Annotated in this window: 22 protein-coding genes; 14 read left to right on the top strand and 8 right to left on the bottom strand. The window is 59.4% G+C overall.

Features of this window, described 5'->3' with window-relative positions:
- Positions 1-172: 172 nt before the first annotated feature.
- Positions 173-1,066: a LysR family transcriptional regulator gene (locus DUT91_RS03075; protein WP_114438853.1), complete on the bottom strand. Its 894-nt coding sequence runs from the start codon at positions 1,064-1,066 to the stop codon at positions 173-175.
- 229 nt (positions 1,067-1,295) lie between these two features.
- On the opposite strand from DUT91_RS03075, the gene DUT91_RS03070 reads away from it, so the two are divergent.
- Both DUT91_RS03070 and DUT91_RS03065 read left to right on the top strand, forming a co-directional pair.
- Positions 1,296-2,030 carry an SDR family NAD(P)-dependent oxidoreductase gene (locus tag DUT91_RS03070; RefSeq protein ID WP_114438852.1) on the top strand — a complete coding sequence of 245 codons (735 nt, stop codon included), beginning with the start codon at positions 1,296-1,298 and terminating at the stop codon, positions 2,028-2,030.
- A 73-nt stretch (positions 2,031-2,103) separates the two neighbouring features.
- A complete protein-coding gene (locus DUT91_RS03065) occupies positions 2,104-2,694 on the top strand; it encodes an NADPH-dependent F420 reductase (RefSeq protein ID WP_114438851.1) in 591 nt (196 codons plus the stop codon).
- Positions 2,695-2,797: 103 nt separating this feature from the next.
- Here the strand turns inward: DUT91_RS03065 and DUT91_RS03060 are convergent, their stop codons facing one another.
- On the bottom strand, positions 2,798-3,367 hold the full coding sequence (locus DUT91_RS03060; RefSeq protein WP_114438850.1) for a TetR/AcrR family transcriptional regulator: 570 nt from the start codon (positions 3,365-3,367) through the stop codon (positions 2,798-2,800).
- 140 nt (positions 3,368-3,507) lie between these two features.
- Here DUT91_RS03060 and DUT91_RS03055 point away from each other — a divergent pair, with 140 nt between their 5' ends.
- The 6 genes from DUT91_RS03055 (at position 3,508) to DUT91_RS03030 (ending at position 11,359) form a co-directional block, all read left to right on the top strand.
- A complete protein-coding gene (locus DUT91_RS03055; protein ID WP_114438849.1) occupies positions 3,508-4,143 on the top strand; it encodes an NADPH-dependent F420 reductase in 636 nt (211 codons plus the stop codon).
- 46 nt (positions 4,144-4,189) lie between these two features.
- Complete coding sequence (locus tag DUT91_RS03050; protein ID WP_114438848.1) at positions 4,190-5,143, top strand: SDR family oxidoreductase; 954 nt, start codon at positions 4,190-4,192, stop codon at positions 5,141-5,143.
- Positions 5,144-5,220: 77 nt separating this feature from the next.
- Positions 5,221-5,841: an NADPH-dependent F420 reductase gene (locus DUT91_RS03045; RefSeq protein ID WP_114438847.1), complete on the top strand. Its 621-nt coding sequence runs from the start codon at positions 5,221-5,223 to the stop codon at positions 5,839-5,841.
- 343 nt (positions 5,842-6,184) lie between these two features.
- Positions 6,185-6,583, top strand: coding sequence for a RidA family protein (locus DUT91_RS03040; protein WP_114438846.1), 399 nt, complete (start codon positions 6,185-6,187; stop codon positions 6,581-6,583).
- 406 nt (positions 6,584-6,989) lie between these two features.
- Positions 6,990-8,258: an efflux RND transporter periplasmic adaptor subunit gene (locus tag DUT91_RS03035; RefSeq protein ID WP_114439027.1), complete on the top strand. Its 1,269-nt coding sequence runs from the start codon at positions 6,990-6,992 to the stop codon at positions 8,256-8,258.
- Entirely contained in the window at positions 8,255-11,359 is a 3,105-nt protein-coding gene (locus tag DUT91_RS03030) for an efflux RND transporter permease subunit (RefSeq protein ID WP_114438845.1), read from the top strand. The genes DUT91_RS03035 and DUT91_RS03030 overlap by 4 nt, the downstream gene beginning before the upstream one ends.
- Positions 11,360-11,412: 53 nt before the next feature.
- Here DUT91_RS03030 and DUT91_RS03025 read toward each other — a convergent pair whose 3' ends face one another.
- Positions 11,413-12,393, bottom strand: coding sequence for a sugar-binding transcriptional regulator (locus tag DUT91_RS03025; protein ID WP_114438844.1), 981 nt, complete (start codon positions 12,391-12,393; stop codon positions 11,413-11,415).
- A gap of 223 nt (positions 12,394-12,616) precedes the next feature.
- Here DUT91_RS03025 and DUT91_RS03020 point away from each other — a divergent pair, with 223 nt between their 5' ends.
- Complete coding sequence (locus DUT91_RS03020) at positions 12,617-14,674, top strand: bifunctional aldolase/short-chain dehydrogenase (RefSeq protein ID WP_114439026.1); 2,058 nt, start codon at positions 12,617-12,619, stop codon at positions 14,672-14,674.
- Between the two features lie 110 nt (positions 14,675-14,784).
- Here DUT91_RS03020 and DUT91_RS03015 read toward each other — a convergent pair whose 3' ends face one another.
- Positions 14,785-15,153, bottom strand: a complete 369-nt coding sequence (locus DUT91_RS03015; RefSeq protein ID WP_114438843.1) for a winged helix-turn-helix transcriptional regulator — start codon at positions 15,151-15,153, stop codon at positions 14,785-14,787.
- Positions 15,154-15,415: 262 nt separating this feature from the next.
- On the opposite strand from DUT91_RS03015, the gene DUT91_RS03010 reads away from it, so the two are divergent.
- A complete protein-coding gene (locus DUT91_RS03010) occupies positions 15,416-15,814 on the top strand; it encodes a RidA family protein (RefSeq protein WP_114438842.1) in 399 nt (132 codons plus the stop codon).
- A gap of 88 nt (positions 15,815-15,902) precedes the next feature.
- Here the strand turns inward: DUT91_RS03010 and DUT91_RS03005 are convergent, their stop codons facing one another.
- The 4 genes from DUT91_RS03005 to DUT91_RS02990 all read right to left on the bottom strand — a co-directional run bounded on the left by DUT91_RS03005 (position 15,903) and on the right by DUT91_RS02990 (position 17,969).
- The gene (locus DUT91_RS03005) at positions 15,903-16,334 is read right to left on the bottom strand and encodes a GFA family protein (RefSeq protein WP_114438841.1); all 432 of its coding nucleotides are present in this window, start codon (positions 16,332-16,334) and stop codon (positions 15,903-15,905) included.
- A gap of 190 nt (positions 16,335-16,524) precedes the next feature.
- Positions 16,525-16,851, bottom strand: a complete 327-nt coding sequence (locus DUT91_RS03000; protein ID WP_245419461.1) for a putative hemolysin — start codon at positions 16,849-16,851, stop codon at positions 16,525-16,527.
- 328 nt (positions 16,852-17,179) lie between these two features.
- Positions 17,180-17,599: a VOC family protein gene (locus DUT91_RS02995; protein WP_114438840.1), complete on the bottom strand. Its 420-nt coding sequence runs from the start codon at positions 17,597-17,599 to the stop codon at positions 17,180-17,182.
- Entirely contained in the window at positions 17,577-17,969 is a 393-nt protein-coding gene (locus DUT91_RS02990; RefSeq protein ID WP_114438839.1) for a cupin domain-containing protein, read from the bottom strand. The genes DUT91_RS02995 and DUT91_RS02990 overlap by 23 nt, the downstream gene beginning before the upstream one ends.
- Positions 17,970-18,133: 164 nt before the next feature.
- On the opposite strand from DUT91_RS02990, the gene DUT91_RS02985 reads away from it, so the two are divergent.
- The 4 genes from DUT91_RS02985 (at position 18,134) to DUT91_RS02970 (ending at position 23,892) form a co-directional block, all read left to right on the top strand.
- Positions 18,134-18,691: a MarR family winged helix-turn-helix transcriptional regulator gene (locus tag DUT91_RS02985; RefSeq protein ID WP_114438838.1), complete on the top strand. Its 558-nt coding sequence runs from the start codon at positions 18,134-18,136 to the stop codon at positions 18,689-18,691.
- Positions 18,692-19,503: 812 nt separating this feature from the next.
- Positions 19,504-21,156, top strand: coding sequence for an alpha-amylase family glycosyl hydrolase (locus DUT91_RS02980; RefSeq protein ID WP_245419459.1), 1,653 nt, complete (start codon positions 19,504-19,506; stop codon positions 21,154-21,156).
- A 76-nt stretch (positions 21,157-21,232) separates the two neighbouring features.
- Positions 21,233-22,240 (top strand): SDR family oxidoreductase, encoded by a 1,008-nt coding sequence (locus DUT91_RS02975; RefSeq protein WP_114439023.1) that lies wholly within the window; start codon positions 21,233-21,235, stop codon positions 22,238-22,240.
- A 29-nt stretch (positions 22,241-22,269) separates the two neighbouring features.
- Positions 22,270-23,892, top strand: coding sequence for an alpha-amylase family protein (locus tag DUT91_RS02970; protein ID WP_114438837.1), 1,623 nt, complete (start codon positions 22,270-22,272; stop codon positions 23,890-23,892).
- Positions 23,893-24,042 lie beyond the last annotated feature (150 nt).

Below are 24,042 nucleotides of genomic sequence, written 5' to 3'. Positions count from 1 at the left end.
GCATGCGGCCTGAGAAGCGGTACACACTCACGTCTTCAGCTTGGACTTTGCAGCCATTCCCGCTTGCACCGTTGTACGCCGGTTTGCGACAGAAGCCGACGTTCCCGCATTTACCCTCAATCTTCCCCTAAACGAGCAAGACCCGGCAAGCGTCGCCGCGATCTACTGCGTGTCAGTCGCGCGATATGGACAGCCCCGCTAAAAGTGGAGCGTAGGCGGCGAGTCTGTGGGATACGAACTCGGTGAAGAGCCGCACGCGCTTCGTCTTGCGTGTCTCCCCCTGTGTGAGAACCCAGATCGGTCCATACAGGTGTAGCTTGGTACCTGGCACCCTCTCCAATAAGGGATCGGTATCTCCGACGAAACACGGGAGCGTCGTGATGCCGATACCTTGCCGGACCGCCGCGATCTGCGCTTCGAAATCCATAGTCCGGAACGGTGTCCCGGTCGTGAGAAGTTCTCCCTCGCGGGTCCAGTCCGGTACTCCATGACCACTTATGGCGACCCACCTAGGATCCGGCCCGCCCCCCTGCCACTCGGCTAGTCGATCGCCGGCCATATAGAAGCCGCCGTACAGCTCCGGTCCCTTCAGACCGTGAAGATTGAGCGGCAGGGCTTCGCGGTCATAGACGACACGGATCGCCACGTCGGCCTCTCGGTTGGTCAGATTTGCGAGTTCGCCGGACGACAAGATTTCCATCTCGATGCCCGGATGCAGGCGTACGAAATCCGCGAAGTCCGGCATTAGCAGGTGTGCTGCGAGGGGCGCCGGCAGCGTCACCCGCAGAAGTCCGCGCACGCTTTGATCGCGCCCCAAGACGCGCGTTTCCAACTGGTGCGACGACGCTTGCATCTGGTCCGCGAACTCGAGGACCTCCTCGCCCGCAGCTGTCAGGCGGTAGCCTGAAGGCAGCTTTTCGAACATCTGTGTCCCGAGACGGTCCTCAAGCTGGGCGATGCGTCGCAGCACGGTCGCGTGGTTCACTCCGAGACGTTTGGCGGCGGCCCGCACTGAGCCTCCTTGCGCAGCGGCGAGAAAGTAGCGAACGTCATCCCAGTCGATCATGGTGCATTCCCGCGCCGCGCAGTGCGGCGGCTTCCAAAGCTTCTTCTAACATACAGAGCCGGAGTTTGCACGAACATCGCGGCGTTGATTATCGGTATGGATCGTTTTCGCACCACCGATGTGCGCGATTGCTCACTGTCTGGCTGACTTCGGGAGGGCCATATTGAGCTTCTCGGGAAGACTCCCGTACAGCCAAAGACCCGAGATAGCGAAACGAAGGATACACAATATGACCAGACTGAATGGAAAGACCGCCGTGATCACCGGTGGCGCCACCGGCATAGGCCTCGCCGCTGCAAAGCGTTTCATCGAGGAGGGCGCTTTCGTCTTCATCTTCGGCCGCCGGCAGGATGCGCTCGACGCGGCACTCATCGAGCTCGGGCCCAATGCCCGGGCGGTGAAGGGCTCGGTCTCGGATGAGGCCGACCTCAACCAACTCTACGCGGCGGTGAAGGCCGAGCGCGGAACGCTGGACATCGTTTTCGCCAATGCCGGGGCGGGTGGCCCGCTTCCGCTCGGCAAGATCACCGCCGAGCACATTGATGAAACCTTCGACACCAATGTGAAGGGTACGATCTTCACGATCCAGAAGGCGTTGCCGCTGATGGGTAAAGGCGGTTCGATCATCCTGACCGGGTCGAGCGCCGGCACCACGGGAGCCCCGGGATTTACTGCCTACAGCGCGAGCAAGGCAGCAGTGCGCAATCTTGCGCGGACCTGGGCAGAGGACCTGAAGGGCACCGGCATCCGGGTCAACGTGCTGTCACCCGGGGCGACGGCGACCGAACTCGCGAAAGAGGCGCTGGGCGAGGAGGGCCAGAAAGCCTACGGCGCGATGACACCGCTCCAGCGCATGGCCGATCCGGCGGAGATCGGAGCCGTGGCTGCCTTCCTCGCGTCGTCGGACAGCAGCTTCATGACCGCCAGCGAGGTCGCCGTCGATGGCGGCCTAGCTCAACTCTGACGCACCACGCCTGAGCGGGCTCCATTCGATATTCGGAGCCCGACTGGGCGTGGTAAAACAAAGGAGAATAAATATGACCTATGCAATTATCGGCTTCGGCAAGGCCCTGGCCAAGGCGTTTGCCCGCAAGGGCATCGAAGTATCCGTCGCAACCACGCGCGACCCGGAAAGCTTTGCAGCCGATGCGGGCGCGATCGGACCTACGATCATCCCCAAAAAGCTGACGGACGCGGTTGAGGCGGACATCATCTTTTTGGCTGTCCGTTTCGAGTCGTACCTGGATGTCGCGAAAGCGCTCCCCACCTGGCAGGGGAAGACCATCGTCGATGTGACCAATGCCTACGGCGTGTCCCCTGAGGAACTGGGAGGACAGCCTTCTTCCAAGTTCATTGAGCAGGCCTTCTCAGGTGCAAAACTGGTCAAGGGCTTCAACCATTTGATCGCTGCCACCCTTGACCAGGATCCGTCCGTGCATGGTGGCAGAAGAGTTGTGTTCCTGGCGAGCGACGATGACGCCGCCGCAGCGGAGATTGGTACGCTCGCGGACAATCTGGGTTTCTCGCCGATCAAACTTGGCGGGCTGTCGGAAGGTGGACTGCTCGTGCAGGCGCGCGGAAACAGCTGGGGCCATCTGATCTTCAAAGACCTGGTCAAATTCGACTGATGAACACGACCTGCCCATCGGCAGCCCGTCGTATTCGGCGGTCCATTCGCAAATAACCGGCTTTGACGGCCGAGCGCAGCAGATGCCGATCCGGTTCAACGTGCTACTTTCTTGGCGCGCGGCTCGACGGGTTCGTCAGGATGGTGCTCGTAATGATGCGAAAGAGATGATCGGCCCGTGACGTGAATGAGGGTTGGTCGATCGCCCATCCGAGAGCCGTCATCAGGGCGAACAGGTCGTCCCCATTCATATCGGCGCGCGCCGTCCCTTCGGCCTGAGCACGGAGCAGCAGTCGCGCGCTCGCCGAATGCACCGCGGCGCATGAAGCATAAAGCGCGGAGTCCGGGTTCGTGTGGGCGGCGGCCATCATGACGACGACGCCCCTATAGCTTTGAGCGAACACCAACCATTCCTGGAACCAGGAGATGAGCGCTTCGTCAGGTGAGTTCGACGTTTCGAGTTCATCGGCCCTCTGAGTCAGTGCGTCCAGATTCGTACACAGCAGCGCCTCGAACAGGGCTTCTCGCGTCGGGAAATGACGAAGCAGCGTGGCTAACCCAACTTCGGCCCGACGGGCGATATCGCGCATGGAAGCATTGATACCGTGCTCGGTGACGACGTCACGCGCGACCGCGAGGATATGGCTGTAATTTTTTTTTGCGTCGGCTCGCATGAGATGCCTTGATAAACGGATCAGTGGTTCGTATATATGGATCGGTGATCCGATTATTAAGCGGATCGGCGAACCACTAAATAGAGTGCATCTGTGCAAATGGCAACAAAGGCGCTGTCCGCTGCGCAAGGAAAATGAACATGAGCACTATCAGTATCATCGGCTCAGGCGGCATGGCCGCAGCGATCGGCGGCCTTGCCGGCAAGGCCGGACACACCGTCGAGGTGACGAGTCGCGACGCCGCGAAGGCGCGGGCGCTGGCCAAGCAGATTGGAGCCGGCGCGACGACCGGAAGGTTTGGCGCCGCTCCCGTCGGGGACATTGTCATCCTGGCGGTTCCTTATTCGGCCGTTCTCGACGTGGTGAAGCAGTACGGCGAAAGGCTGGCAGGCAAGCTCATCGTCGACATCACCAACCCAATCAAATCCGACTTCAAGGGTTTCCTGACTCCTGAAGACAGTTTCGGCGCGCAGGAGATCGCCAGGGTTGCTCCTGACAATGCCACTGTCGTCAAGGCGTTCAACACCCAGAACGCTCAGGTTTTGGCTGCCGGTCCAATCGGGGGCCATCCATTGGACGTGTTCATCGCCGGGGACGACTCTCAGGCGAAGGCGCGTGTCTCGTCCTTCATCAACAGCCTCGGGCTGCGTCCGATGGATACCGGGCGGCTGATTATGGCGAGGACGCTGGAGCACGCCTGCATGCTGTGGCTGGGCCTCATGACCCACGCCATCAAACACACCAACTTCTCAATCCGCGTCAGCCTCCTCGGCTGAGCCCGCGGCACCACGTCTCGCATCACATTACCCAAGGAGCAGCACTATGCGCGTTTTAGTTACTGGCGGGACCGGCCATATCGGTTCGTATATCATCCCCGAGCTCATCGCGGCCGGACATGAGGTCACTGGCCTGGCCCGGTCGGACACGTCCGCGACTGCGGTGTCGGCCCTCGGCGCCAAGGTGCGCCGTGGTGATATTACCGACCTCGACGGGCTCAAGGCGGCAGCGGCGGATTCCGACGGCGTCATCCACGTCGCGCACCGGCAAGACCTGCTGCCCTCCGGCGGGATCGACGCCGTGGCCGCTGCAGAGCTCCAGATCATGCTCGCCTACGGCGAGGCGCTGGCGGGGACCGGAAAGCCGCTCGTAGTCTCGGGGAGCATCGGCTCGCCGGGGTGGGAAAATCTGGGCCGGCCAGCCACCGAGGAAGATCCGGCCCTTCCCGGCGGCGATGCATACAAGGGCACCCTGCGGGTTCGTAACGCCGTTGAACTCGCCGTGATCGGCCTCGCGGAGCGGGGCGTGCGGTCTTCGGTCGTCCGAATTCCTCCCATCGCGCACAGCACGACCGATGCCGGCTTCCTCCAACTGCTGATCGGGCTTGCGAAGGAGAAGGGCGTTATCGGTTACCCCGGAGACGGCGCGAACCTCTGGCCGGCTGTGCATGCCCGCGACCTCGCCTTCCTGTTCCGCCTGGCGCTGGAGAAGGGGCCGGCTGGCAAATATTGGCACGGGATTGAGGGCGATGGCATCCGGTTCCGCGAGATCGCCGAGGCCATTGGCAGCCGTATGGGCGTGCCCGCTGTACCCATTCCCGCGGATGTACTGATGTTGCCTGGCTACTTCGGCTTTCTCGCGAATTTGGTCACGCTGGACCTTCCGGCGTCTAATGCCATCACCCGTCAGACGCTCGGCTGGGATCCCGCTCAGCCGGCCCTGATCAAGGACCTCGACAACGGCCATTACTTCCCGGCGGGCCGTATCGCGATCTCGTGATCCGTCCGGCCAATAGACGGGGATCCTCCCTTAGGAACTACCAGCAGTAATACCCACCACTCAATAGGAGACTGCACATGAGCACTATCAGCATCATCGGCTCAGGAACCATGGCCGCCGCAATCGCGGGCCGTACCGCCCAGGCCGGACACACTGTCGAGGTTATCAGCCGCGACCCCGCCAAGGCGCGGGCGCTCGCCGACCAACTTGGAGCCGGAGCGACCACTGGGATATACGGCGCCGCCCCCGCGGGCGACATCGTCATCTTCGCCGTGCCGTACAGCGGTGCAGCGGCGGCGGTGGCCGACTTTGGGAAAGCGCTCGCTGGTAAGGTGATCGTCGACATCGCCAACCCGGTTGCCCCCGACCTCTCGGGCCTCGTCACGCCCCACGGCAGTTCTGGCGCGCAGGAGACCGCCAAAGGCCTCCCGGCCGGCGCGCACGTCGTGAAGGCACTCAACACCATCTTCGGTCACGTACTTGCCAAGGGTGGACGCCTGGACGCGTTCATCGCAGCCGACGATGCCGAGGCGAAAGCGCGGGTCTCGACGTACCTCGAAAGCCTCGGGCTGCGTCCGCTCGACGTGGGCGGCTTGCACATGGCCCAGACGCTTGAGGCGCTCGGTTTGATGATGATTGGCCTGGCCAAAAACGGCGCCGGCACCTGGGACTTCGCCATGAACGTCGATATCGGCTAAATCACCGACATCAGCCCTCACCGGCAGATCCGCGACACCACTGGAAGCAAGTCATCCGATGGCTGTCACCCGATGAGCCGGGCGTACTGTCGGATGCCATGTGGTTCACATGGTCAATGCGGATCGGAACACTTAGCGGCGATAGCTATATCGCGAACAATCGAGTGGGAATGAGGGGGAGAATGGTGCGGAGTAGAAGAGGATAGCCAGGGAAACTGTTATGCAGCTATTGTAATCAATAGTGTTCGAACGGTTTTGAGCTACGGCGTGGTCTCTGACAAAGGAGACGTCCCAATGGCCCGAACAGCGGAACGACGAGGCAAGCAAAAGGGCAGCGAAAAAGATGGCGCTAGAGTGTATCAATCCGCGCGATCTACCGACCCCAACGACCTATACTCAAGTCGTTGTCGCAAGGGGGACCAAACTCATATTCGTCGCTGGTCAGGAACCGGAAGACATCGACGGGAAGCTTGTAGGCCCCGGTGATCTGGCGGTTCAGGCGCGCCAGGTGTTCGCCAATCTTGGTCGAGCCCTTGCCGCCGCCGGTGCCTCTCCCGGACAGGTGGCAAAGATTACGATCTATGTTGTTGATTACCAGCGCGATCGTCATATGGCGATTGTCGAAGAAGCTCGAGTGATGCTGTTCGGCGATCACAAGCCTGCCGACGTCCTCGTAGGAGTCACCGCCCTTTCTCCTGGTTATCTCATAGAGGTTGATGCGTTTGCGGTTGTGGATGAGTAGGCCGCGACCGGCCAACCGGACCCCTTAGCGATAGCAATCGGTAAAGACGGCGGTTGGAAAAGCCGCTGAATGGCAGGGTGGCTTTAGGCACTCGGTCGGTGAGCTTGCCAATTGTCGAATGTCCTATTTTTGCGGCAAGCAGATATGGCTGGAACGAATTCCTTCATGCCGCCGTATTGAGCGGTGTCCAGCTTCTGTCGACGTGCCGTTTGCGGAACAGTCCCCTGATGCCCGTAAGTCTCTCGACATGTTGCTGAGACTGAAATGCGGCGCACATTAAATCTTTGTAATGGCTACTTTTGTCGCTTTTCTGCCGAGGCGACGCCGTATTTTCCGCCGATTGCGGCAAGAACGCCGCGGTGTATCAACCAGTAACCCGAACCGCGGGTGAAAGGGTCCATTGGCGATGCGCGTAAGAAACGTATTTGCAGTTGCCGCAGCAGCTTGCCTGGTCGGGGCGGGGGTTTATCTCTCGCCGGGAGCGTGGGGCAAGGTTCAACAGGTTCTTTCGGCACAACATACCGTGCAGCCGGGCAAGGCGCGGTCCACCAATCGACAAGGGCAGGACGGTGTCGCTATCGTTGCCGCTACTGCCAAGACCGCGGATTTCCCGATCCTCCGCTACGCGATCGGCTCGATCTCTTCGCCCGCCGTCGTCGCCATCAGTACCCGTGTTTCAAGCCAGATCGCCTCCATTGCGGTAAAAGATGGGCAGATGGTGAAAGCAGGTGATCTCCTCTTCACGCTCGACGACCGGGCGCTCAAGGCGCAACGCGACAAGGATCAGGCGACGCTTGCCAAGGACCAGGCGCTGCTGTTGGGTGCGCAGCAGGATCTCGTGAGGGCCAGGGACCTGGCGGCGAAACAGGCTGGTACGCAGCAAACCTACGACCAGGCGCTCGCCACCCAAAAAGCGGATGAGGCGACGGTGCAGGCAGATCAGGCGACAATAGACGCTGACGATGTGCAGCTCAGCTATACCAGGATCGCCGCTCCGATCTCCGGCAGGCTGGGCGCGGTCAACGTCTCGGTCGGCGATCTCGTGACGTCTTCGACCGGCAGTTCATCGGCTACGCCGATGGTGACGATCACGCAAGTCGATCCGCTGCGCGTGAGCTTCAGTCTGCCGCAGAGCGACCTTCCGCTCCTCCAGAAGGCCATTCGTGCGCCGGGGAGCGCTACAGTGACGCTGCGCAACGACGGCGACCCGAACCCGGTCGGTTCGGGCAAGCTCGACTTCCTCGATTCCAGCGTGGACAGCACCTCGGGTACGATCCTCGCGCGGGCGACCGTGCCCAACAAGGATCTTGCCCTCTGGCCAGGGCAATATGTCAATGTGGCGCTCGACGCGGGTACGATGCCGAACATGGTCTACGTGCCGACGGTCGCCGTGCAGCCCAGCCAGAAGGGCCCGTTCGTCTATGTCGTCAAGCCGGACAATACTGTCGAATTCCGTCCGGTCGAGGTAGCGCTGACGACTGGCCAGAACAGCGCCCTTTCTAAGGGACTAAAAAGCGGAGAGCGCGTCGTGGTCGAAGGGCAGTTACGCCTCAAGGACGGCGCTGCCGTGCGCGAACCCAAGACACGCGAACCCAAGGCAACGGATAATCCCGGCCAGCCGGCGCCCAAGGTGGCTGAGGGACAGCCACCTGTCGAGGGAGCCACGCAGCCATGATCTCCGAATTCTGTATCCGCCGGCCCGTCACTACGCTTTTGATGTCGCTCGCCCTGATTCTGGGTGGGCTGTTCGCCTACAAATTCCTGCCCGTTGCGGCTTTGCCGAACGCCGAGTTCCCGGTGATCAATGTTTCGGCCTCGCTGCCCGGCGCCTCGCCGGAAACCATGGCCACATCGGTGGCAACACCGCTCATCAAACAGTTTGCGACGATTGCCGGTATAGATTCGATCTCGACTACAAACTCACTCGGCAATACGTCCATCGCCATCCAGTTCGTGCTGAACCGCGATATTGACGCGGCAGCGGCGGATGTGCAGGCTGCAATAGCGCGAACGCAACGGCAATTGCCGCCCGAAATGACCTCGCCACCGAGCTACCGCAAGGTCAATCCGGCGGATGCGCCGATCCTGATCCTTTCGCTGGTGAGCGACACCGTCCCGCTGACGGATCTGGACACCTTCGCCGAAAACGTGATCTCGCCTTCACTTTCCACACTCGACGGCGTGGCGCAGGTCTCGATCTTCGGCCAGCAGAAATATGCCGTACGTATTCAGATCGACCCGACGGCGCTTGCTGCCCGCGGCATTTCGATCGACCAGTTGCAGACGGCGATCAGCTCAGCCAACAGCAACACGCCGGTCGGCGTGCTGCAGAACAGCCAGCAGCAGCTCACGATCACCGCCAATACGCAGCTTTCCAATGCTGCCGCCTTCTCCAATATCGTCATCGCTACGAAGGACGGGCATCCGGTGCGGCTGGGCGACGTTACCCGCGTCGTCGATTCCGTGGAAACCACGACGACGGCGAGCTGGTACGATGGCTCGCGCGCCGTTCTGCTGGCTGTGCAGCGCCAGCCGGACGCCAACACGGTGGATGTGGTGGACAAGGTGAAGGCGATGCTGCCGTCCTTCGACGATCAGATGCCTGCGGCGGCCTCGATCAAGTTGCTCAACGACCGTTCGACCTCGATCCGCCAGGCAGTGGACGATGTGCAGTTCACGCTGCTGCTCACCATCGGGTTGGTGGTGATGGTGATTTTCCTGTTCCTGCGCCGTGTCACGGCGACCATCATTCCGGCGGTTGCGGTGCCGATCTCGCTGATCGCGACGCTGGCGGCGATGTATATATTCGGTTTCTCCATCGACAACATCTCGTTGATGGGCCTGACCCTTGCCGTCGGCCTCGTGGTGGACGATGCCATTGTCATGCTGGAAAATATCTTCCGGCACATGGAGGAGGAGCATCTCTCCGCGTTCGACGCGGCGCTGAAGGGCTCGCGCGAGATCGGCTTCACCATCATTTCGATCTCGATCTCTCTGGTGGCCGTCTTCATCCCCGTGCTGCTGATGGGCGGCGTGATCGGCCGAATCTTCAACGAGTTCGCGGTCGTGGTGACGGTGTCCATCCTTGCCTCGATGTTCGTGTCGCTGACGCTGACGCCGATGCTGTGCTCGCGCCTGCTTTCAGTGGTCAAGCACAAGAAGGGCGAGGAAGAGGGTTATGAGCGCGGGAAGCTGCTCCACGCTTACGACTGGCTGCTCAAACTCTGCCTGAAGTACCACATCGCGGTCTTTCTGGTCTTTCTGGCAACGGCCGCCATGTCTGTATGGCTGATCCAGACTTCGCCCAAGGGTTTTTTCCCGCAGGAGGACATCGGCCAGCTTTCCGTGACAACGCGGGCGCGGCAGGACATTTCCTTTGGCGCCATGGTCAAGCTGCAAGGCGAAGTCGCGAAGGTCTTCCAGGATTCACCCTATGTGGTCCATGTAGGCTCATCAGTGGGGGGCGGAGGCAATTCGTCGGGTCTCAACCAGGGCCGTCTGTTTGTGCAGCTCAAGCCGAAGGACCAGCGGCCCGACCTCGATAAGGTGCTGTCTGATCTCAGGCGTCAGCTTGCGAATGTCCCCGGCATCAACACCTATATGCAGCCGGTACAGAATTTGAGCCTCGGTTCGCGCTCGGCGGCCAGCGCCTACCAGCTCGTCGTGCAGGGGCTCGACGCCGGTCAGGCCGACATCTGGGCGCAGAAGCTCACCGATGCGATGGCTGCCGACCACATCACATTCACCGACGTCACGAATGACCTGCAAAACAATGCCTTGCAGGCTACGCTCGTTGTCGATCGGGATAGGGCGGCCGCGCTCGGCGTCGATACCGACACATTGCGTTCGAGCCTTTATGATGGTTTCGGCACGGACCAGGTTTCCACCATTTTCGGTTCGGCCGACAGTTATGAGGTGATCATGGAGCTCGATCCGAAGATCGAGTGGACGCCGGAGCGGATGATGTCGATCAAGATCAGGAGCGCCAGCGGAACCCTGGTGCCGCTCGGCGCTTTCGCCCATATCGATCGCACCGCCGGTGCACTGACCGTCAACCAGCTTGGTCAGCTTCCGGCCGTGACAATCTCCTACAATCTGCCGCAGGGCGTGGCGCTGGGTGACAGCGTTACGCGTATCGGCGCGCTGAAGGAACAGATCGGGATGCCGAAGAACATCTCGACCAGCTTTTCGGGCACGGCCAAAACCTTTCAGGATTCGCTCTCCAACCAGGGTCTGCTGATCGGCGGGGCGATCCTCACCATCTACATCGTTCTCGGAATGCTCTATGAGAGCTTCATCCACCCGCTGACGATCCTCACCGGCCTGCCGTCCGCCATAGTGGGAGCGCTGGCGGCGCTCAGGCTCGGTGGCATGGACCTGTCGGTCATCGCCGTGATCGGCGTGCTGATGCTGGTCGGCATCGTGAAGAAAAACGGCATCATGATGATCGATGTCGCCGTTGAGCTGAGACGCGAGGGACGCACGGCAGTGGAGGCCATCCACCGCGCCTGCCTGATGCGGTTCCGGCCGATCATGATGACAACGCTGGCGGCGCTCATGGGCACCCTGCCGATCGCGCTTGGTACGGGGGCCAGTGCCGAACTGCGCCAGCCGCTCGGCGTGGCCGTGGTGGGCGGCCTTGTGGTTTCGCAGGCGCTGACGCTGTTCGTGACGCCCGTCATCTATCTCTACATGGAATGGCTGTCCGGCTGGCTGCTCAGCTTCGGCGGCAAACGTCGGCGTCCTGAACTGCAGGCCGCGCAGCCTGAAGCTTAGGATCGCAATAAATCGACGGAAGAGGGGGAGGGGCAACGCAGAGGCCCCTTCCTTTAATCGGCAAGCAGTCGCTCGGCAGCGTCCATATCGGTGACCAGGTGCGTGGCGTAACCACCGGCCAGTACCGCGCGGATGGCTTCCATCTTCTGTGCTCCGCCTGCGACACAGAGCCTGTTCGGCACATTGCGCAGTTCATCCAGTTCTATGCCGATGACACGCTGGTCCAGTTCGCGAACGATCTGGTTGCCGTCGCGATCAAGGAAGCGGCAGATCAGAACCGCTGCGGCTCCCTCCCGGGCATAGGCGTCAATTTCGTCGTCGCTAGCGACGTCGGCGGTGCGCATCGTGCTTTCCGCGGCCAGGCTACCGACGCCGAACACGATCATGCTGGCCTGCCCAATCAACTCAAATTGCCGCTGGAGCGCCGGTTCACCCATCAGTGCATCGCGAAGAGCAGCGGTGCTGAGGACGGCAGGGGCGAGCATGTTGACGCTGGTGGCTCCCATGTTGCGCGCCATGATCGACGTGCAGAGTTCGGCGGAAAACTCCCGTTTACCCATGGACGATCCAGTGACCTGCACCACGGTCAGCCCTTCCATGGGCTGCGGCAGCGAAATCGCATCGGCGATGGCGAGTACGGTGCGTCCCCAGGAAACGCAGATGGTTTCGCCTGCTTTCACCATGCGTTCCATCAATCGCGCGCCGCCGGCGCCCAGCGCCTTCAGGCGTGCTTCGGCAGTGGGGGACTTTTCGGATGGAATGACGAGCGCTTCGGAGAGGCCGAACTTTGCAGCCAGTTTGCGGGCAATTTGCGTCCGTGTCGCGATTTCCGGGTTCATCAGAATACGGACGACGCCCTTTTGTCGCGCTTCCTGCAGATAATTGACGATGGTGGCGCGCGAAACGCCCAGCATGTGCGCGATTTCGTTCTGGGTCAGCTGGTTTTCGTAATAGAGCCAGGCCGCCCAGACAACCACATCATCGAACTCGGCCGGGATGGCATGCTTAGACGGTGTCGGCGCGCCCGATGTCATACTGGTCTCCTGCTGACTTTGTCGTGCCTGAGTTGCACAGAAAAGCCTTTTGATCAACGCGACCTTCAATCGAATTGACTAATGTCAGCCAATCATGTCAATTGTATATGATAGGAAGAGGAGCTTCCATAAGTCTTTGTTGCGCCATGAAAAATTGTCATTTTTCATGATTGCGCCTTTGCGTCTGCGTTTGATGCGCAGTGCTGATCTAAGGGAACGGCAGATGAAATCAAATTGGTCACAGACGGATTTCGACAAGATCGTCGGCGGGTACGAAAAGGCAGGCGTCAACCACGACGTTGCCATTCGTACCTATACGACGCGTCTTCTGGGGTCCGAGCCGAAGCTGGTCTTGCACGGCGGCGGCAATACTTCGGTGAAGACCAGGCTGATTGACCATGATGGAAGTGAAGTTTCCGTGCTTTGCGTCAAGGGCAGCGGCTGGGATATGGGCAAGATCGAACCGGCGGGCCTTCCTGCTCTGCATCTGGAACCATTGAAGGCAATGGTGAACTACGAGACCTTGTCGGATGACGATATGGTCATGCTACAGCGGCGCTTGTTGCTCGATCCGGCAGCGCCGAACCCATCCGTGGAGGCTATCCTCCACGCGATCCTGCCGTTCAAGCATGTAGATCATACCCATGCAAACGCCATCGTGGCGCTCACCAATCAGCCGCGCGGCGAGGAGATCATCCGGGACCTTTTCCCGGAGATGATCGTCGTGCCCTATGTCATGCCTGGCTTCGATCTTTCAAAGGCTTGCCTGAAAGCATTTTCTGCACGCCCCGATGCTCCCGGTATGATCCTGCTCAAGCATGGTATCTTCACCTGGTCGGAGGACCCACGTGAAGCCTACGAAAATATGATTGCCGCGATCGACCGGGCGGAAAAGCGTATTGCCGAAGGCAGGCCGCGTCCGTTTGGAACCGCGAGCGCTGCACAACCTGCACGGGCCATGGCTTCGGTTGCCGATATCGCGCCGATATTGCGCGGGGCGATTGCCCTGGCCGGATCAGAGGAGGGACGTCCGCGCCGCTTTATCCTCGAGCACCGCGTCAACGACGACGTTCTTGATTTTTGCGGCGCGCCTGACGTCGCCGACCTCGTGCGTCGGGGCAATGCGACACCGGAGCATGTCATTCACATCAAGCGCTATGGTATTGCTCTGCCGAAGCCGGAAGTTGACAGTCTCGAGCAATGGGCTGCTGGTGTGAAAGAAGCGGTGGCTGCCTACCAGGCGGACTACAAGGCGTATTTCGAGCGCAACAATGCGCGCGTGGGCGGGGGCAAGAAAATGCTCGATCCGATGCCGCGCGTTTTTTACATTGAGGGAATCGGGCTTTTTGCGGCTGGAAACACGCAGAAATCTGCCCGCATTTGCGCCGATGTTGCGGAAGCTACGATTGAGGTCATTCGCGGCGCAGAGGGCATCGACCAGTTTGAGGCACTGTCCGAGGAAGACCTTTTCGACATTGAATACTGGTCACTGGAGCAGGCAAAGCTTACCAAGCTGACGGAAAAGCCATTGACGCGGCAGGTCGCCGTCGTGACAGGCGGCGCGGGTGGTCTCGGCCTCGCCATTGCGGAGCTATTGAAAAACCAGGGCGCGGAAGTTGCCCTCATCGATATTGATGCAGAACGCGTCGCCGCTGAAGCCAAGCGGCTGGGGGGCTTCGCCATTGCGTGCGACCTGACCGACCCAGCCGCCGCCGACAATGCTCTTGCGCAGATTGCGGCGCAGTTCGGTGGGGTGGATGTGCTGGTATCCAATGCGGGCGCGGCATTCCAGGGGGCCTTGACGGCCGTCGATGACGATGTGTTCAAGGCTGCATTCGACCTTAATTTCTGGAGCCATCATTATATCGCGCGCGCTGCGGTCAAGATGATGCAGAAGCAGGGGACCGGCGGGGCTATCGTGTTCAATGTGAGCAAGCAGGCCGTGAATCCGGGTCCCGATTTCGGCCCCTACGGGACCTCCAAAGCGGCGCTTATGGCTTTGATGCGCCAATATTCCCTGGAACATGCCGCCGATGGCATCACCGTGAATGCGATCAACCCCGACCGGATACGCACGGGACTGATGACCGACCAAATGGTCGAGGAAAGGGCGCGTGCGCGGGGCGTGACCCCAGACGTCTATATGCGCGGCAATCTTTTGAAACGGGAGGTTTCCTCGGAGGATGTGGCCGAAGCGGTTCTGCATCTCGTGCGGGCGCGAACCTCGACCGGAGCGGTAATCACGGTCGATGGCGGCAATGTTGCCGCGATGATGCGATGATGACCAATAGCGAGCAGTGCTTCTGGTAAGATGCATTGCTCGCAGCCGGTGACAGACGCAACAAATCATCGTTCCCATACGACCAGCCACAGCTCTGCTGCGTCGGTGGTTCAGTTCCTGTCCGTGTCGTACTCCGCCTGGGCCCGCTTCACCTCGGAGCCATATTCAAGGGCCCATTCGTAGAGTGCCTCGAACGGTCTCTGCAGGGAGAGTCCAAGCGGTGTAATGGAATATTCCACGCCGACCGGGGACGTCGGCAGAACTTTTCTGACAATTAAGCCATTCCGTTCGAGGCGCTTCAACGCGTCGGCCAGCGCCTTATGCGTGATCCCGTCCAGCCGGCGCATGATCTCGTTGAAGCGCGCCGGTTCGGGGCACAGCACCGTTAGGATCAGCACCGCCCATTTGTTGGCGATATGATCAAGGATATGGCGGGCGCCGAGTGCTTCCTCGCGCGATGGTCCGATCGCATCAAGCATGTCGATATACTCCTTGATATCTAATGTAGATGTAGTGCGTTATTGAACGTAGGTAAAGGATGTATATCTTTGGGCCTCATCATCTCTACAAGGAGAACGGGCAATGAAGGACAAAATAGCTCCGGTTACCGGCGGCGCGAGCGGCGTCGGGCTCGCAATCGCTCTATGGCTTTCGGCCGATGGCGCATAGGGCGCTGCGCCATGGCGCAGCTCTGATCACCCCATATTCCAACGACCCAATCTCGTAAAAGGAAACAAGAAAATGGCCAAACGTGATGCGATCTTCCCGGCCGGCAGGCAGGCGCTTTATGAAATCCACCGCTATTCGGCGGCAATCCGCTCAGGCGATCTTCTGTTCGTCTCGGGTCAGGTCGGCAGCCGGGAGGATGGGTCTCCCGAGCCGGATTTCGAGCGCCAGGTTCAACTCGCCTTCGACAATCTGAATGCGGTCCTGGCGGCAGCCGGCTGCACATTCGACGACGTGGTGGACGTCACCACCTTTCATACCGACCCGGAAAAGCAGTTCGAAACGATCATGGCCGTTCGTGAAAGGGTGATCGGCGATGCGCCCTATCCAAACTGGACCGCAGTCGGTGTAAATTGGCTCGCCGGCTTCGATTTCGAGATCAAGGCTATCGCGCGCATTCCCGAGGCCGCCTGACCACCCGGCTGCGGGAGCGGATCATGCTGTGATCCTGTTCGGCGTGGCGGCGGCGGCTTCATCGGGGCCGGCGCCGCAGTCCGGCCGGTCATTCGGACGGAATGAACTTCAGCATTCCAGCCAAGTCGGAACCGGTGTTCTCTCCTCTGTCGGAAGGGTGGGATACGCCGTCGTTCACGGGCACTTCAGGGAAATCGAAGGGGCTTATGCCATCAAGGCAGGCAACATTGACGCCGTATTCGTTGGGATTTGAACGGCGTTGATGATGGGTATAGATTCCACATCTGGAACAGAAATAGTGCTTCGCAACCCCTGTGTTGAACTGGTAGAGCGTCAGCGCGTCAACCCCTTGCGTTATCTCAAGATCAGATAGCCCGGCTGATACGGCGACTGCGCCGCGCATGCGGCAATAGGAACAGGTACACCGCCGCGCCGAGTGAAGCCCGTCCTTTAGGCGAACGTGAAAGCGTACGGTACCGCAGTGACATGCCCCATCAAACTCGCGGATGTTTTTATCCAATTGGGCCTCCGAAGTTTACCTCCTTGCTGGCGCAAGGGACTGGGTCCAGCAGTATCATTCTACCATTTTTGATGACGGTCAACGCCAAGCCGTAACTGCCCATGTCATCTCCCGGGGGCTGGCATGGGCATTCAACATTCTCAGATCTTGCTGCGACTTCCTGCGTTCCGTAATGGCATCGCCCAGCCGATCACTGGCGATTTCGATTTTGCGAGCGGAAAAGCTCCCATTCGTCGACCACTCGCCCATCAGGCAGATGACAATAGCCGGACTGCCCTTGAGGCTCCTGGCGAATTTCCAAACGGCCGCCGATCTTGATGCAATAGACTGATGCCGGATTGGGTATGCCGACAGGCCGGTCTTGGTGTGGGGTGCATCCGGCGAGGCTGAACAGAGCAATCAGCCATGCGATGAGTATGGCAGTTGCTCGTGTGGAAAGGATCATGTTCGACTCCAAAACTGTGCCGGTATCGTCAGCATGATACTCCTCGCCCGATGGCGCAAATGGCGCGCTCATCGGGTGCGCCGGCCTTTGTGCAGTCGAAGCTTGCGGTACCCGAGGATGCCGACGCAAAGGATATGAGAACTACAGCTGAAAAAAATAGAAAAATTCGCCGCACAGGGGTACTCTACTTCATGTTTTGATTCAGAAATTTTAATTATCAGTCCAAAATATAAAGGAATTGTGTAGTATATATTAGTATACCTCACGTTCTGCTTTAAGTTGATATCACGGATATTCAGCACGCATTTTCGTATAGCCGAAGTCGACTTAAATTGGACCGCCACCCGAATGGGAGGCGGTCATTAATCGTCTATCCGGGAAGCCGGGCCCGACTGCTTTGCTACTCGCTTGTAGGGGCGGATGCCGCCCCCATGTCCATCCATGCCGGTTCAAAGACATGACCGTCGGGATCCTCGAAGCTGCGCAGATACATGAAGCCCATGTCCTGCGGTTCGCGGATGTCGGCCTTGCCACCCGCCGCCGCAGCGGCTTTGGTAATCGTATCTACCTCTTCGCGGCTTTCGCATGACAGGGCGATCAGCATGCCGACCGTCTCCTGCGAATTGGCAATCGGCTTCGTAGCGAATGTCGCGAAATAATCCTGCGCCAGCAATTGAAAGGTGATGGTGTCGGACCAGACCATCGAGGATGCATTTTCGTCGCTGAACTGTTCGTTCTTCTTGCACCCGATCGCCTCGTAGAAGCGTGTCGCTGCGGCGATATTCTGCACTGGCAGATTAATGAAGATCATCTTTGGCATTGCGGTTCTCCCTTTTGCGTTTTTCAAGAACAGTTTCACAAATTTTCTGCACGATTGTGTCGTTGGGGTGGATGCAGACGAGTTCGAGCCGTTGCGCGCCGACATTCTCGAAGCGATGCGGAATATTGGCATCTGCGACTACGATATCTCCGGGGTAAGCCCGCGTCCTGTCATCGCCTACGGTAAACTCGGCCTCGCCCTGTCTGACGATCCATGTCTCTGGATAGGGGTGGACATGCAGGACAGACCCGCGACCCGGCTCGGCATCTACCAGGAAGAATGAGACCTGGCTGCCCGCGTCGCGGCCCTCGAAGCGAACTGTACGGCTCTGGCCGGGCTGTGGTTCCTGGTGGCGAAGAATCCTGAACATCCGTGTGCCTCCTCTCGCACTGCCTATGCAGTAACTATCTTCACGAGAAGATATATCCGGATAGTTATCTTCCTGTCAAGATAGTTATCTTCCCGTCGAGATATCTTTGCTGATTGACTCACAACGTGTATGTTCACCTGCGAATTTGAAAGCTGAGGTATGGGATGACTGACGGGATTGAACAGAACGGAGATCGCAGGGAGGGCGACCATGTCGACCGGCTGCGTGAGCAGTGGCGGCGGGAGCTACCCGATCTCGATACCGAACCGATGACGATCCTGGGCAGGGCCTTTCGGCTGTCGAACCTTGTACGTCCCAGCATCGAGGCAACTTTCGCCGGTTTCGGCCTCGACCGGGGCGAATTCGACGTGATCGCTACCTTGCGCCGATCCGGACCGCCTTACCGGTTGACGCCGACGGAGATGTATTCCTCCCTGATGATTTCATCGGGAGGTCTCACCCATCGGCTCGACCGATTGGAGAAGGGCGGACTGATCCGACGCGAGAAATCACAGCACGATGGGCGTAGTGTTCTGGTGGCGCTGACCGAGGTTGGCGTGGCGCTTGCCGAGGAGGCGTTCCGCACCGATATGGCGAGCGAATCCAGATTTCTACATGCTTTGGACGCAGAGGAGCGCGAGACGCTGGCGGGCTTGTTGCGGAAACTGATCGTTGGAATTGAGGGCGACAGGGCCCGAAGTCGAGGATCGGACTCGGGCTGAAGAGAGATCCATTCGTCTCCACAGGTCGGGCTCGCTTGTCTCCGCTATTTTCGAAGCGAACCAAAGAAGGCTCTGTTACCCCATTTGGTTCGCCATCTCCAGCAACTGATACGCTGCTTCTTCGGGTTTAGAGCGCCTGGCGTGCATGTGCTCAATTGCCGGTGAAGTATTGGTTGCTTAATCGTTTGTTAATGGCCTTTCGGAGGCTTCCTGCCGAACATTTCTTGAAGCACCTATGGCAAATCGCACCGTGAGATAAAGGTTTTTATCTAATCCAGAAAGGGCAGGGTGTAGGTTTTGAGAAACCCGATCTATCGTTAGCTTTGTCAGTTTAGACTATTTTTTGATATCCCCCTGGAGGAGATAGGTCAGGCAAGTCTGGATTGTTTTGTGATTTGTGCCGATGTGAGAAGCACTGTGCCGGTATTGGCATCATACAACTAATTGGGAGGATAAAATTATTCTTGGATAAAGAGAATATTATCCTTTTACTTTGGTTTTTGCCCAAAATAGCTGATGTAGAAGAAATATATCTTGAATCATTCCGAGAATCACTCTCTTATCGCGTTAGTCGACGGGTCGCTCCTCCCACTCTTCACGTCGACTGTTCCCCTCTGGAGGTCATAACCTTCAGCATTGGCCGGGCTTTTTAGTCCGGCCTTTTTTTTGGCACTATCAGGAAGACCTGCGGAGTTGCTTTGGAAGTCGCGAACCGATTGCCCGGGGCATCCGTCCGCGGTTTTGCGTAATTCAAATCCCGGTTCGTGCCATAGGCGAGCGGAACTTTGGCCGCCGGTCGATGTTAGCTGCGCATGATGGACGACATTGTTTCAAAGGCTGATCTGACACGCGCGGCGCAGGGGCTGCAAAAGCAGGCCCGAGTGGAGTCCTGGTGGCAGCGCGGTGTCATCTACCAGATCTATCCGCGTTCGTTCCAGGATAGCGGCGGCGATGGTATCGGGGATCTCGGGGGGATCATCGAACGGCTCGATTATCTGGTATGGCTTGGCGTCGATGCGATCTGGATCTCGCCGATCTTTCCCTCGCCGATGGCTGATTTCGGCTATGATATTTCCGATTACAGGAATATCGATCCACGGTTCGGCACGCTCGCCGAATTCGACCACCTGCTGGCGGAAGCACATCGACGCGGTTTGCGGGTGCTGCTTGATTTCGTCCCCAACCACACGTCGGACCAGCATCCGTGGTTCCTCGAAGCACGCAGTTCGCGCGATAATCCGAAGCGCGACATGTATATCTGGCGCGATCCGGCTCCCGACGGCGGCCCTCCGAATAACTGGCCGAGCAATTTCGGCGGCGGCGGCTGGCAATGGGACGAGGCCACCGGGCAATATTATTACCATGCGTTCTTGAAGGAGCAGCCGGATCTCAACTGGCGGAACCCGACGGTGCGCCGGGAAATGTACGATGTGCTGCGCTTCTGGCTCGACCGCGGCGTGGACGGCTTTCGCGTCGATGTCATATGGCATCTAATCAAGGATGATGAGTTCCGCGACAACCCCCTGAACCCGGATTGGACAGATGGCATGCCGCCGCACCAGAAGGTGCTGCAGATCTACAATACCGATCGTCCAGAGGTGCATGAGGTCGTGGAGGAAATGCGTGGCGTACTTGAGGAATATGGGTCCGACCGCCTTCTGATCGGGGAGATATATCTGCCGGTAGCGCGCCTTGTCGCCTATTATGGACGCGATCTGCGCGGCGCGCATCTGCCTTTCAATTTTCACCTGATCGAGGCGCAGTGGAACGCCCGGCACCTGCAAAGACAGATCGAGGAGTATGAGGCAGCCCTGCCGGAGGGTGGCTGGCCGAACTGGGTGTTGAGCAATCACGACAAAACGCGGATCGCAACACGGGTGGGAAGGGAACAGGCGCGTGTCGCAGCCATGCTGCTTTTGACGCTGCGCGGCACTCCGACCATCTATTACGGCGATGAGATTGCCATGACGGACGTGGATATTCCGCCCGAGCGTGTGCAGGACCCGTTCGAACGTCGGGTGCCGGGCCGGGGCTTCGGTCGCGATCCGCAGCGCACGCCCATGCAGTGGAGCGGCGAGTTTAATGCTGGTTTCAGCACGACATCGCCCTGGCTGCCGATCTCGCCCGATGCCGCGCGGTTCAATGTCGAGGCAGAACGCGATGATCCAGCGTCCATGCTTTCGCTCTATCGTCGATTGCTGGCCCTGCGAGGTGAAAGCGATGCGCTCACCATCGGCAGTTACACCACCGTCCACGCGTCAGGCGACGTGCTGGCCTATATGCGCGAGATGGGAGACGAACGATATCTCATCGTGCTCAATCTGGGAGCAGCTCCAGCCGAGATCACGCTCCCAGGGCCAGGCCGGATCGTGCTCTCGACAAAGGCCGATCGTGCCGACGAGCGCCTGAGGGACAGGTTGCGTCTCGGCGGCAATGAAGGCGTGCTCATCGAGATGATGGCCTAAAGGCCTCTGCAGGCTACGGAACTCCGGGGTTCGGCTGCCCGTTATGGAAGGAATTGTCTTTTCCAACGAGGTCGCTATGCCCCAAGATCGATCACGACACATCGTTATCACCGGAGCCAGCGCCGGCGCGGGCCGGGCGGCTGCCATTGCCTTTGGGAAGCGCGGCTGCAGGGTCACTTTGCTTGCACGCGGCCGGGCCGGGCTTTCGGGCGCGCGTGGCGATGTGGAGAAAGCGGGAGGAGTGGCGCTAAGCATCCCCACCGATGTGGCGGATGCGGAAGCCATCGAAGCGGCCGCCGAGCAGGCAGAGCGTGAGTTCGGGCCGATTGACGTCTGGATCAACAATGCCATGGCTACCATCTTCAGCCCGTTTTCCGAGGTAACTGTGGATGAGTTCCGCCGCGTCACCGAAGTGACATATCTTGGCCAGGTCTATGGCACGATGAGCGCGCTGAAGCGCATGCGACAGATGAATCGCGGGACGATCGTCAATGTTGGGTCGGCGCTCGCCTATCATGGCTTGCCTCTTCAGGCGGCCTATTGCGGCGCCAAGTTCGCCGTTCGGGGGTTCACTGAATCGATCCGCAGCGAACTGATCCGGGAGAGAAGCCGGGTGCGGATGTCGTTCGTCGTGCTGCCGGCGCTCGATACGCCGCAGTTCGATTGGGCGCGCAACAGGCTTTCCGACCAGCCGCGGCCGGTTGCGCCGGTGCATGAGCCTGAAGTGGCGGCGGCGGCGATCCTGCGGGCTGCCGATTTCGCGCCACGCGAGCTTGTCGTCGGCGCCTCCTCGTTTGAAGTTATGGCGGGCAGTGCCGTCGCGCCCGGTTACCTCGACCGCAAGCTCGCCGATCTCGGCTGGTCAGGTCAGTTCAGCGGCGAACCCGCCATGGATCATGAGGGCAATCTGTTCGAGGCGGCGGACGAGGAGAAGGACTACGGAACCCGTGGGCGCTTCGGCGATGAAGCTCGCCCTAGCGCCCATATCCTGGCCGCCGGCACCGCCCGCAGGCTGATCGCCGCCACGGTTCCTGCCGCTCTCGCATTTGCCGTTACCGCCCTTTTAAGACGGCGGAGCCATTGAGGATGGTTCGAACTCATCCTGGAGGTACAATGAACGATCTTTGGTGGAAAGACGCCGTGATCTATGCTGTCGACGTCGAGCGCTTCTGCGACGGGAATGGCGATGGGGTAGGCGATTTCAAGGGACTGACGTCGAGGCTATCATATATTGCCGATCTTGGCGTTACCTGTATCTGGCTTTTGCCGTTCTATCCCTCGGCCGGTGACGACAATGGATACTGCATAACAGACTATTTCCGGGTCGATACCAGATTTGGCCTATTCGGCGATTTCCTCGATTTCGTGCAACAGGCGGGCGAACATGGCATCCGCGTCGTCGTCGATCTGGTCGTCCACCATACATCCGACCAGCATCCGTGGTTTCAAGCCGCCCGCTACAACGAGAAATCTCGCTACCGCGATTATTATGTCTGGACAGAGAACCCACCGCCCGTTGAACCCGGCCAGGGGACGATTTTTCCTGGTGAAGAAGAGACGGTATGGACCTATGACGAGGTGGCGCGAGCGTTTTACCATCACCGGTTCTATCACTTCGAGCCCGGGCTCAACCACGCCAACCCTGATGTACGCGATGAGATCGCGCGGATCCTGGACTATTGGCTAAGCTTCGGCATCGCCGGCTTTCGTGTCGATGCGGCGTCGCATATGCTGGAGAACCCGCTGGCGACGCCCAGCGAAGCCGAGGAAATACCCGACGTTTTGCGGCAAATCTATAAAAGGGCGACGAATTTCAAGCCCGACGTCTTGCTGCTCGGCGAAGTCGATGAGAATCCGGATCAATTGGAGAAATTCTTCGATGGCAGCCGGTTGAACATGATGTTCAATTTCCTGCTCAATAATTATCTGATCCTGGCGCTTGCGCAGGAGAGCAGCGAACCGATCCATCGAGGCCTGAGCTTGCTTCCGCAGCCGCCGTTGAACGGGCAATGGGCGAACTTCCTGCGCAATTTCGATGAAGCGGATCTGGAGCGATTGGAGCCGAAAGAACTTGAGAGCGTCTTCAAGGCGTTCGCGCCCCAGGAAAACATGCGAATTTATGGTCGAGGGCTGCGGCGGCGGCTTGCGCCAATGCTGGGAGGAGATGAGCGGCGGCTGAAGATGGCCTATAGCCTGCTGTTCGCAATGCCGGGTGCCCCGTTGCTCGTCTATGGCGATGAAATCGGCATGGGAGAAGATCTTTCCCAGCCGGGCCGCAACGCCGTTCGCTCGCCGATGCAGTGGGATACCGGTTTGAACGCCGGCTTTTCCAAAGCTTCTCGCAACAAGCTCGTTCAGCCCGTGATCCGCGATGGGCCGTTCTCCTTTGAGCGCGTCAATGTAGAGGAGCAATGCAACAGGCCGGATTCGCTCCTGTCGTTCATCAAGCAGCTGACGCGGTTTCGCCGCGCGCACAAGGAAATTCAAAGCGGTGGCTGCGGTATACTCGAGAGCAGCTCCGAGCACGTGCTGGCGCTCCACTACAAGTCCGAATACACGCCTCTCATTCTGCTGCATAATTTAAAAGGCAGCAAAACCAAGGTCGAGATAAAACTGCCGCTCGACGTGGGACCGCTTATTTCTCTTCTTGGCGGAAGCACGCCAGAATTTTCGCAAGGTCGGTTCCGTCTGGAATTGGAGGCTTACGGTATACGGTGGCTTGGACGGGCCAAATAAGAACGAGGCAACCCGAGCGCTTACGGTTCCTCCTGGACGCTCGCCTTGACCTGACCGATCTGAGTTTCAGGCGCGGCCTTCCGTAATGCCGAATGGAAAACCGATCCCGCTTGATTTTGGATTTGATCATGCTTGCCATGTTCAGCTCCG

This window comes from Paramesorhizobium salinisoli (assembly GCF_003335045.1).
In the GTDB taxonomy this organism is placed as follows: domain Bacteria; phylum Pseudomonadota; class Alphaproteobacteria; order Rhizobiales; family Rhizobiaceae; genus Paramesorhizobium; species Paramesorhizobium salinisoli.
The sequence above is the reverse complement of the archived record's forward strand: the minus strand, read 5'-3'. Positions and strand labels throughout refer to the sequence as shown.